Consider the following 12,090-nt stretch of genomic DNA (forward strand, 5'->3'; position numbering starts at 1 on the left):
CACATCGGGAGCGGCACATCATCAGGAGGCGATCACCTCCACCAGCACATCCGTTGCCCAGCTCTCTTCGCTGTTGGCGACATTCCCTTCCTGACAGGCCTGAGCCATTTTGACTAACTGGAAAGAAACGTCATCGCTGAAGTCAAAGTAATGCCATTTCGATGCAAAGTTGATACGCCAGTAGCCCATCCCCTGATCGAAGCGGATCTTCAATACCTGACCATCCTCAAAAGTCACCGTCAGTTTACGATGGTGAGGAATATCGCGCGGCGAGTCGAACACCGTCAGTTCTACCGGCCTGCCCAGCGCAGCAGCAAACCACTGATCAGCGAAATCCTGAAAATCCGCTATGCTCATCCAGTCATGGAAAGGCCGTTTACCGGGGCGATCTTTATCTTTAAACAGCGTATCCAGCGCCACTTCAGCGCCATCGGTCAGCTTTGTTTTTAGCGGTCTCAGAATTGATCCCAATAACGCCAGCGCAACCGGGTTTTGCAGATAGCGATCGGTATAGTGAACGCCGGTAATTCGCGTGTTTTTCATCAGAGACTGCGCTTCTTCATGGTCGTTAAACAGCACGTCCCAGAAGCGTTGCCCAAACTGCGACAGTGGTCCATTCAACTGTTTGTGGATCTGAATGTCTTTGACCCGCTCCACAGCGTTGGCGGCTTTAGCGGGCAGAATAAACTCGTTCAGTTGTACCGTTTTATAGCCGAGGCTACGCACCACCAGTTCGTCATTCAGGTGCCACTCCGGCCCCGGAATCGTTGCCTGCTGGCTGCGAGAGGCCAGCGTCATCACGCGATCGGCAAAGGTGACCTGGGCAACAATCGGTAATTGCAGCTCCTGCTCAACATGGCACAACCGCACACCCAGCGCAGTAAATTGCGAAAGTTCATGCCACAGGTCCGGGTCATCCACTCCCGCAGGAATAACAAGATCGACCTCGACATTGTCTTTTAGCCGATAGCTCTGAATAGCCGCGCGGAACTGACGGGCGTATAAATCCCACTCATTGGGCGCGCCGGTCATCCATAGGGTAAGCTTTTCAGCACCTTCGTTAATCGCCCGGCGAATCGTATCGCCAATAGCGCCAGGGCAGTAGCGGGCATCCGGCAGCGAGAATGTCTCTTCATCCGGTAAACCGATGTAATACGTGAAGTCATCGCCAAGCCAGGCCAGCGCCGCTTTGCGATCCAGCAAATCATGATCGTGGCGAGTCTGGGAATCAAGCAGGCATTCACTACATGCAGTATCACAATGGCGGCAGCCTAACTGTTTCACCATTCCCTGCAAAATAGCTTCAATGTGTACCGGTGCGCTGGAGGCAAAACCTGCACCACCGCTGATCACATCATAAAGCTGTACGGCTAATACCGATTGCCCATCCTCCAGTCTGACCGGACGTACAGAATAGCCGAGTTCTGCGGTGGAGATACCCAGAACGCCCGCCAGCGCCTGACGCAGAGCAACCGCCAGAGTCATGGCGACAATCCGCCCCTCTTCTGTGTTATCTGGCAGATACTCGCCGTTTTGCGGTTTGCGCAGAACCATTTCAAAGACATCGGTGCGCGCCAGTGCGCCCAGGGTGACGTTCTTCATGAGTGCCGTCGAACCTGGGCAAATCAGACGATGATTCTGGCTGTCGCGGTCCGCTTTACCCGGACGCGGTGGATAGTGAGCTTCCATACTTTTCGGCGCATCATTTTCATTCAGCATCGACTCCGCACGGCCACAGCTCAGACACAATGCATAACCGTGTCCACCTTCCCCCAGACTTTGCTGGAAAACATGCCCATCAGCCCCAGAAGCCATATAACCCATTAGCGGGTTAGGCAACGGTACGGGCTCTGCTTTAACAAAGACCCAGGCGGGGACAACCGGGACGAATTTCATGGTTTCAATATTGTTCGTTACCGGAGCGTGTGCATCGGTGACAAACCCGGCAGGCTGCAGCACCTGACGGCGATTATCCATGATTATTTTTTCGCCGCAGGCGCTATTGGAGCAAAAGAGCATCCCGGAACTGCTCATCCCCTCTTCATAGCCAATGGTCCCGCATTTGTGACAGCGCCAGGCGCAATCCAGACGCTGGGCTTCATTGGTATCAGCATTAATGTTGTGCCAGTGCAGTGAGACACCGGCAGAGCGGAAGACACGGCCATCAAGAATGATCTCTGCTCCCGGTGCATATTCACGAATGGCAACACCGAGGTTACGGGAAGGTAATCCTTTATAACGGGAGACGTTATCTTCACGGTCCTTTTTATCACGACTTTTCTGCGATTTTTCGCGGATATAATCTTCCATTGTGAAGTTATCAAACGTCACTACATCTGTCGGGAAACCGTATCCCGGCAAGAAGGTTCTGGCAGCCAGATCGCGCAGCAGATACTCGCCACAGTGCCGTTTCTTCTCCAGCTCTATGCGCTTACGATAAGGCGTTTGCGGCTGCGACTCACGCTCCTGGGTCACGAGATCGCGATAAACGGAGAGCCACCGCTGTTGCAGGAAGGTGATCGCGCTGATTGTTTTATCCCGCAGATGTTCAGCTCTTGCACCATGCAACGCCGTACCTTTCACCAGCCGTTCCAGCGCCGTGTCGATATCAAGAACCGGGCGCTCCAGCCAGACTTTAAAGCGTTCGCATTTTGACTGCCCATCATCTTCACCGAAAAACCAGAGGCTATCGAGGCTGGTTTTCTCTTTATCGGTTTCGCCAATAACGTTACATAAAAAGTCAGACAGTAATAATGCATTGACGTGACGTTGCACCAGTCGGGCGGAGTTCATCGCGACCATGGGTGCCGGGATCATGGTTTCAAATGGCCAGAGCGGGTTGGCAAAAACCTGCTGGTCGTGTGGGTTACCTTTGCATAGGGTATAAGAGATCGCGCGTGATTCTTTACTACGCCCGGCTCGCCCGGCGCGCTGTAAATAGTTGGCCGGATGTGGCGGAACGTTGTTCATTACCACCGCAGTAATGCCCCCAATATCAACCCCCATTTCCATGGTGGTGGAACAGTTGAGAACATTTAGTTGCCCGTTCTTGAACATCTTTTCATAGCTTTGCAGGCGTTCTGACGACTGCTGGGCAGAGTGCTCGGCAGTGCGATAGTAGAAACCGCCTTCCACGACACGATCGTTGATGTCTGTCCAGACGTTTTCCGACCGCAATTGTGCGATCAGCGGCTGATTGCTGACCCAGTCTCGTGCTTTTGCCAGACCCTCTGCGTAGTCTTCCTGTGAACGATCCAGCTTCCAGATTTCCGGCATGGTGACTTTCTGCGCGACAAAAGTGTCATATTGCGCCTGGGTAAGATGCTCGAACGAAATGTGGGTAGGCAGATAAGGGGTTAAGCCTTTAAAAGCCGTATCCAGGATTTTATTGGTTACCGGGCAAATCCAGGCATCCGTGATTAAAGAAAAAGTCATATGCTCTTTCGGTAAATAAAAACGGTTGCCATCGGGTTTCAGTACTGCAAGCGGTCCGGTAAGTTGGGCCCATGCTTCTTTCAGCCATGTATTGATAATATCAATAGTCGCCGTATTGACGGTTTTGAATCCAGCCCCCAGCATCAGTAACTTCGCTAAACGATGGGATACGTTGCCATTACGAATTTGAGGCCAGCGTCTGTTCTGATTATCTTCAGGATCTTTTGATTCCGGGTTACGGACGAATTTTGATGAAAAACGGCTACCGATCCAGTTTTTCAGCTCATCATCCAGCTGTGTGAAGTTGCTCTCGCGAACGTAATGATCCAGCGTAACCTTGAGAAAATCGCGCCAGTCATCCAGCGTTAATCCTTTTTCCTGCCAGTGCAGAGGGATCTTATGTATTTTCTCCAGTCCCAGGTAACCTACCTGAACAAGCCCCTGTGTTTCCAGGCTGTTGGTTCGTTTAGGGCGACGCATGAATTCCCGGAACAACAACATTTCCGAGAGCTTTAGAGGCCCGCCGTTTTCATTAAACACTTCAGGCTTAAGATAATGGTTATATTGCAGAACCGGCCCGCGGATATCGGCTCTCTCTTTAAGCTCGTTAACCATTTCTGTCCAGGTTCGGGATACCAGAATAGTCGCGGCTTTCCCACCGGTTGCAGCCTGATAAGCCTGTTCAAGCTGTTCAGCCTGCGCTTGCGACAATTTAGCCTGGTCCGGCAATCCCCAGCTTCGATATTCTTCTGCCTGCTCACGGGCTTGCTTCGCCCTGGCCGCTAATTTTTCCAAATCGGCATTGGCATTCGGCGCTGTGGACGTTTGTGTCCGTTGATGCCAACTCAGAATTTCGACTACGCTTCCACGTAAGCGACTGCGTTCTGCTTCTTGCTGCATACGCACCGCCATTCGGGCTGTACCTTGTCGACTGTCCGTAAAGGTAATGAGTCGACGTCCTCGCCCTGGCAACGAATCTGGTCCGACGCCCTCTTTGCCTTCATCACTGGTAAAGTCCTGACAATACTCAAGAACGGTGGGCACGATGTTAGTAACGTAAAATGGCCCTCCTAATAATGCACGCCGGAAGGGTTGTTTCCCACTCATGCCTCTGTAGCCACAGCCACTGGCACTACAAACCTGTTCAATATCATTAATAATCAGCGGAATGCTGTCATTGTTAATAACGCCAATACGGCGCGTCTGACGGTCGAGGCGTTGTAGGGTATAACCTGCCTCGCTGGTCTCTCCTGCGGCAATAATCAACGGAGGCTGAAAACTGTTCTCTTTTTCGACTTTTTCTTCTGTAGCGTCATGTTCAACAGGTACTTCATCCTGCAAAGAGAATTCATCGCCACCTTTATTTTCCCACTGGACTAGTTTGCCCTTTTTGTCCCGTGCCAGAAGATGAGGCTCATTACAATCATTGCAGAATGCAACTTCGTATACAGGGCTTCCACAGTCACAATTTTGTCGCTGGTTCACATACACATAGCCAAAGGGCCAGCCTTTTTCGAGCGGTGTACCGTGCTTTAATCTGCAATCTTTATCAACACAAGCCCATATTCCCTGGGTATTACGCTGGAAGATATGCGCCCTGACTTTAAGAAATGCGGGATCCTTTGCATTAGGTTGAGTCCCTGAACAGACATCGATCCAACGCAGTACTTCCTGCTGGCTGTAATGCTGTTTTGTCAGCACGTTTAACCGATCTGTCATCTCATCCAGCTTCATCGGATTGGGCTGTTTGACCAACATCTCACGTATGTAACGCGCTTCGGGGGAATGCGTAAGCGCATAAAAGCGATCAGGACTTATCCCTTTAATTTTATTATCATTTTTATCTCTTAGATCCAGATCAGGTATTTGCTCTATTTCGTCTAACGGAAGAGAAACGTTTTTGGATGGTTCCAGTTCAGGAATCACCCGACTTCCGTCCAGAACATCGATGCGCTCCTGCGGGATACCGGATAATTCAGAGAGAAATTTTTTCAGCTGCTTTTCGGCGTCGCTGCCGGCAATGGTCGCAGAGGTCGCTACAAAGCGCACATCATCTGGCGTCACGCCAAACGCTGTCATCACACGACGCAGCTGGAGTGCCAGTTCAGCGGCCTGCGACCCGACATAGGTATGCGCTTCATCCAGTACAATCCAGCGTAGTGATTTTTGTGCTTTGGATTGCTGGATAATCGGGGCGTCGACCTGGCGAACCATCATATATTCCAGCATCGTGCCGTTGGTCACCAGAATCGGCGCAGGTTCTTCACGCATTTTTTCGCGCGAGAGCACCTCATTCGGCCTTTTTGCCTGTTCGCTTTTTACCGAAGCGTGTAGGTTTTCGGTGTTGCCGTTGTAAAGGCAGTAGCGGATCCCGGTACCAAAACCACGCGTCCAGGCATCCAGACGCTCGCGCTGTGAATTAATCAGGGCGTTCAATGGATAGAGAAAAAGGGCTCGGACACCGACCAACGGATTGTTGCCATTTTCATGCAGTTCCCGGTAAAGATCTTCCAGCACCGGTACCATAAAACATTCCGTTTTACCTGAACCCGTACCACTGGTTACCACCACTGAATGTTTCTTTTCCAGCAAAGCTTTCCAACTGGCTAACTGGTGTGTAAAAGGCTTCCAGTCAGCACCAAATCGGTACCGGCCATTACTCTGATCATCCAGTGAATCAACCACTGCTTTGCTCAACAATGCGTTGCCTTCCGTCAGACTGCGCATCGTGTGGTTTGACTCCTTCCAGCCAAACATTTGCTGGAATACCGGAGAAGCAAGGAATGAGCCCGGTTTCCCACAATCAGCCCCCATTTGCTGCGCGAGATGTTCACGCAACTGCGGGTTTGTAACGCCCATGATACTGAGCGTTGCTTCAGTTGAACGAGACAACGATTGTTCAATAAGTGACGAAAAATAGCGTGTAGTCATCCTTATTCCTTTTTATTTTTTAGCAACATAACGCAACAGGCTGCACTGGAAGATGGCCTTAAACCAGCGGGAATCGAAATCCCTGACTTGCCTCAGGAAAAATACGGCACCGGGTTTACGGTCAAATACAGATTCAAAAGAAGCATTTCCGCTTGCCACCGCTGCGGCGAAGACGGGTAACCAGGCCACGGAATAGCGGTGATTTGCGTCAGGATTAATACCAATCACTGGATTTTTTTGTGACATCATCCATTTATACAGACGCTTGCAGCCATATTCAGGCCAGCGAGCCTCACTGTGCTCACGTAAGAGCTCCTGATACCACCCGTGGACACAAGATTCAGGAATAGACGGGGGGAGATATCCATTACTTAACCATTTCTCAATTTCATCGGCATATGTCGGGAACACGAGCCCCAGCCGTTGAAACATATTGGTAACCAGTAATTTCTGGGTTTCCTCCGGTGCACCTTTTTGGCTCAGGAACAATTTGAAACGCTCAGATGCAGCTTTGATCTCAAAGATGGGGAAAAACTCCCATAAAATAGGGAACTCATTCTCAATACGACTCAGATACTCTGCTGACATTTCGAATTTGAAGAGCGACATCGCCAATGCCTGCGGATGCTGCACTAGTGCACGCCATACTTCAAAGGTTGCCAGCGGTAAATAACCAAATTGATCGTACAGGCTACGCATAAATTGCCAGCCGGAATGGGCAGGATCGTTAGCCATCTGTCCGAGAACCCGTGTGATGGTATTAACTTCTGCCTGTGGATTAAAAAGCTGGGTCGCTTTCTGCAATGAGCGGATGTTGCTTTCTTCTACCGGTAACGAAGATTCGCCACGAATGAAGCAGGGGCGAAAAGCCATCTCTTCACCCGGTTTAGGAACAACCAACCATGGTCCGTTTTTGTTAACGATTGAGCTCAACTCATATTCACCGACAGGCACTCCCTCGCTCATTCTTGATGCTAAGGGAATGGATTTCCTCTCGGGTTCACTTAACAGCATGATAACGGGGGAAGGAATCTGTCCAGCACGATGGTTCACTGACTGGCTGAGTAATAGTTCTTTTTCATAATCATAGCGCAGGCTGTATTTATAGCGACGAATTTGCCAGGCCATGACCACACCCGCCCCCGTAATACGCATCTCAACAACCTGATCAATACCTGCCTCAAGTGAAATCAGATTTTCAATGTGTTCACGTAGACTATAGAGATTCAATTCAACAGGACGCTCGCTCAATGCCGTATAACTCCATTCGTGCCATGCCTGTAATCCACTAATGGAGCGCAAATGCAACTGCAATGTATATTTTGTCGGCTCACCATTTCTGGAGAACAGGAATGCTCTGGAACCCAGCAGATCATGCAGCGTAATGTTTTTATCCAGAGGACGTCCGTTTACATCAAGAGCAAGGCAGCCTTTAGCTGGGAAAGGTAACTCAATGTCGATGGTATCAGCCGCCAAATTAGGCAGAACTTGTAATGTAATAAATGCCGGAGGTACCCCTTCCGCTTTGAGTTGTATCTCTGTTCGCCCCTCAGTACGCTTACGTGTAGCCTCCAATGTTTTATCTTTAAGTGTTGCTACACAAGGATGCTGTGTGGTGATTACGATAGTGCCTTCATTTGCGTGCATTCCACCTTTTATCTCAATACTGAAATCAGCAGGCAAGATACCGATTTTGCGACGCAAGAGCGTTTCATTATTACTATTACGGATAGAAAGATATTGAGCCCCTAGCATCTCTTGTATATGACATTGCTCAATTGAAATTCCGCTCAGGTAACGCGTTACATCAATGCTTTGAATATCTGGTAGTGTAGAAATGACTTTTGGTACACCAATAAATGTCTCATCTGGATGACAAACCCAGCTTGCACGCTTTCCATTTAGAGCAAACCTTCCGATGCTGATTTGTTCTCTTCCGGTGCGAATCCGATAAGTTTCATTTGCTGTAACTGTAACGTCCTGACATCCCTTAACAGGTAGCGCTTTAAGTCCTAATACGTTTACTGCACTCGATTGGCCATCAAAACCAGCAACAGTACTATTGTCCCGAGGGAGCACAATCAGAACATCGCTGCTTCGCACACTACAGGAGGCCTGTCCCTGTAACAGCCATTGATCTGCATCAACGATGAAGGTTAACGGCACCTCACCAATGGCAATTTCACTGTCATCAAGTTTAATGCTCCCAACAATCATCCCTCCAGCACGAGCCACTAACGACAAACCTGCCGATGGATTTTGCCTGACAAATCTCACTTCGCTTTTACGTAATCGAACTGTTGCCTGTCTGTTTTCCAGGGAAGCATAGGCTGGCCCAAGGCCAGAGACTTCCTCACCATCTTCACAAATGGCAAGTTCAAAGCGCGTAGTTGACGGCTCGCTTGTTACAGGAAAGGAAACTTCGTCAGGGAGAGATACTATCGCCCTAAGCTCATCTGGATGCTTTTCTGACCAATAGAATTGGCAACGCGTACTCTTATTTTTTTGTAGTCGAGGCTTAGCCTCTACAGAGGCTGCGCATAGCAGTCCATTCAAAAAATGCGTTCCTGTTTCATCATCTAACGGTATTGGAAACTCGCTTCGCCAGGTAGGGTGAACCTTATCAAGCTGTTGTACTGGTTCTTTGTGATTTATTAGGTTGTGAGTAAGTACTAAGGAATTGAGGTTATCAGCCATATGACTGATAAGTTCTACAGAGGTATCTTCGCTAAAAACAGTTGGCAGCGCTGATTTTTCTATGACGGCTCTTGCCAGCGAAAGGGCAGAAAAACCTGACTGCTTTGCTTGCTCATATTGTCCAAGGATCCTGGAGAAAACAGCCAGAAAGCGACTGTCTGATTCTTTGAGTAACCGGAAAGGTAAACCACCTTCACTGAATAATGTTCCGAGAAAATTGCGTCGTTCAGATTCATAAAATCGAATTGGGCGCAGCCAGTAATCGTCCATCCCTTTCGGTACGATAGTACCAAGCTCTGTGGCGGTAAATGAAATCCCTATTTTTTTATATATAGGGTCCCACGTCCATCCGCATTGCCGTTCATAATCCCTGCGGTACCACTCAGAGCAAAAAAGAACAAAACAGGCAGCAAAGTCCTTATTACATATATTAGATTGTGATTGACCGACTGCACGGAGTAGCTGCGTTAATTGGTTATATTCATCATTGGTTGCATGATATTCATAAAGAGGACGGCCATCCGGTTGTCTCAACCCTCTAAGATTCACAAAGTTACTTAGCCAGGAAGTACATTTTACCCATGAAATGTATTCTGATTGACCCAAAGCAAGCTCCTTAGAGATAAAAGATACAAAAACAAAACCCCAGAATATTTCTAATTTGAAAGAAAACCTTTAAAAATATCGTATAATTAATCAGGCGGCAATAGCTAATTTTTCAGGTCGGCGCCATAAATCAATTTTAGATAAAAATGATATCAACTATCTATTAATCACAACTCATTTATCACCTGACTTTATAATTTCAAATGAAAATAAATCTCAAAAAATAAAAAAGTATGCAGTAACTAACATTTAACTTTCCAGGATATAAAACAATTAGAGAAACTTCACAATAGCGAATAATGAGAGTTGTAAAGTCAGTCAAAAAACACAAGTAATCACTGTGCGTTTTTTGACCATTATCGACATGAGTTTAAAGAGGTTAGTGAAGAAGATATTCCTGTACACTCCATACCTATTGATGAATTGTCTCAGGAAAATTTTTATAACTTAATTTAAAAACATAAAAACGTTTTATTATATAAATTTATATCCCCCCTCACTCCACATCCTCCCTGCGTAACCCAATATCCCTCAACCGCTCATCACTCATCTGCTGTAACACGCGCCGGGCCTGCTTTTTCAGCCACCAGGTCCTCACCGCCTGCCAGAGTTGCACCAGGCCGATAAACGGCGCTTTAGCTTTGTTTTCGTGAAATTCCATCTGCTGCCTCCTCATCTTTCAGAGGCTTCATCATCCGCCTTTTGGCAGTTCACAATACAGATGCAAATATTACTTTTATTTAACATACACACAGATTAAAACAGCATCTGCATCCGGTTTTTTAGCCTCATCTGTACCGGTTTTTCTCTCTGTATGGTCCACATAAGGAATACAGCATGACGCGTTATCAACATCTGGCGACTTTGCTTGCCGAGCGGATTGAGCAAGGGCTGTATCGTCACGGGGAGAAATTGCCGTCGGTGCGCAGCTTAAGTCAGGAGCACGGCGTCAGCATCAGTACCGTGCAGCAGGCGTATCAAACGCTGGAGACGATGAAGCTCATCACTCCGCAGCCGCGTTCGGGTTATTTTGTCGCACAACGTAAAGCCCAGCCGCCAGTACCGCCGATGACGCGTCCGGTGCAGCGCCCGGTGGAGATTACCCAGTGGGACCAGGTACTGGATATGCTGGTAGCGCATAGCGACAGTTCCATTGTTCCGTTAAGCAAAAGCACGCCGGATGTCGAAACGCCCAGCCTGAAACCGCTGTGGCGGGAGTTAAGCCGGGTGGTGCAGCATAATCTGCAAACCGTTCTCGGTTATGACTTGTTAGCCGGTCAGCGAGTGTTGCGTGAGCAGGTTGCCCGCCTGATGCTCGACAGCGGCTCGGTGGTCACCCCCGATGACATCATTATCACCAGCGGCTGCCATAACTCGATGTCGCTGGCGTTAATGGCGGTGTGTAAACCGGGCGATATTGTCGCGGTCGAATCCCCCTGTTATTACGGTTCAATGCAGATGCTGCGCGGTATGGGCGTGAAAGTGATTGAAATCCCAACCGATCCAGAAACAGGCATCAGCGTTGAAGCGCTGGAACTGGCGCTGGAACAGTGGCCGATTAAAGGCATCATTCTGGTGCCAAACTGTAATAATCCGCTGGGATTTATTATGCCGGACGCGCGCAAACGGGCCGTTCTCTCTCTCGCTCAGCGTCATGATATTGTAATTTTTGAAGATGATGTCTACGGCGAACTGGCAACGGAGTATCCGCGCCCGCGGACCATTCACTCCTGGGATATCGATGGGCGAGTGCTGCTGTGCAGCTCGTTCAGTAAAAGCATTGCGCCTGGCCTGCGCGTGGGTTGGGTCGCGCCGGGACGTTATCACGATAAACTGATGCATATGAAATATGCCACCAGCAGCTTTAATGTGCCGTCCACGCAAATAGCGGCGGCAACGTTTGTGCTGGAAGGTCACTATCACCGCCATATCCGGCGGATGCGGCAGAACTATCAGCGCAATATGGCGCTTTATACCTGCTGGATACGGGAATATTTTCCCTGCGAAATCTGTATTACGCGCCCGAAAGGCGGATTTTTACTGTGGATAGAATTGCCTGAACAGGTCGATATGGTCTGCGTCGCGCGGCAACTGTACCGCATGAAAATCCAGGTGGCGGCAGGCTCGATTTTCTCAGCGTCCGGCAAATACCGTAATTGTCTGCGCATCAACTGCGCTTTGCCGCTCAGCGAAACCTATCGCGAAGCACTGAAGCAAATTGGCGAGGCCGTGTATCGGGCAATGGAATGAATTCGAAATAGTGGCGAAGCACCTGATTTACTCTCACGAATCGCCTGTAACTCGTTTTATCTCTGCTGGGTCATCGCCACGTTCCAGCCTGACTTAGGCAAAGTGCGCTTCTTTCATGCCGGATGCGGCGTGAACGCCTTATCCGGCCTACAAACCGCGCAAATTCAATAG

At 49.0% G+C, this 12,090-nt stretch carries 4 protein-coding genes; 1 reads left to right on the top strand and 3 read right to left on the bottom strand.

The window, feature by feature from the left end:
- Nucleotides 1-21: 21 nt before the first annotated feature.
- From D9736_RS05845 to D9736_RS23540, 3 genes are all read right to left on the bottom strand, one after another.
- Complete coding sequence (locus D9736_RS05845; RefSeq protein ID WP_130257908.1) at nt 22-6,366, bottom strand: DEAD/DEAH box helicase; 6,345 nt, start codon at nt 6,364-6,366, stop codon at nt 22-24.
- 12 nt (nt 6,367-6,378) lie between these two features.
- Nucleotides 6,379-9,669, bottom strand: a complete 3,291-nt coding sequence (gene yjiT, locus D9736_RS05850; RefSeq protein ID WP_130257909.1) for a protein YjiT — start codon at nt 9,667-9,669, stop codon at nt 6,379-6,381.
- Nucleotides 9,670-10,211: 542 nt separating this feature from the next.
- Nucleotides 10,212-10,256, bottom strand: a complete 45-nt coding sequence (locus tag D9736_RS23540; protein WP_240731119.1) for a hypothetical protein — start codon at nt 10,254-10,256, stop codon at nt 10,212-10,214.
- Nucleotides 10,257-10,506: 250 nt separating this feature from the next.
- Between D9736_RS23540 and D9736_RS05860 the strand changes: the two genes are divergently transcribed.
- Entirely contained in the window at nt 10,507-11,919 is a 1,413-nt protein-coding gene (locus tag D9736_RS05860) for a PLP-dependent aminotransferase family protein (protein WP_130257911.1), read from the top strand.
- Nucleotides 11,920-12,090 lie beyond the last annotated feature (171 nt).

Source organism: Escherichia sp. E10V10, assembly GCF_004211985.1.
GTDB lineage: Bacteria > Pseudomonadota > Gammaproteobacteria > Enterobacterales > Enterobacteriaceae > Escherichia.

What these genes read in the sequence shown, in the direction of transcription:
- D9736_RS05845 (WP_130257908.1), bottom strand. Translation starts at nt 6,366, where the DNA reads ATGACTACACGCTATTTTTCGTCACTTATTGAACAATCGTTGTCTCGT.
- D9736_RS05860 (WP_130257911.1), top strand. Translation starts at nt 10,507, where the DNA reads ATGACGCGTTATCAACATCTGGCGACTTTGCTTGCCGAGCGGATTGAG.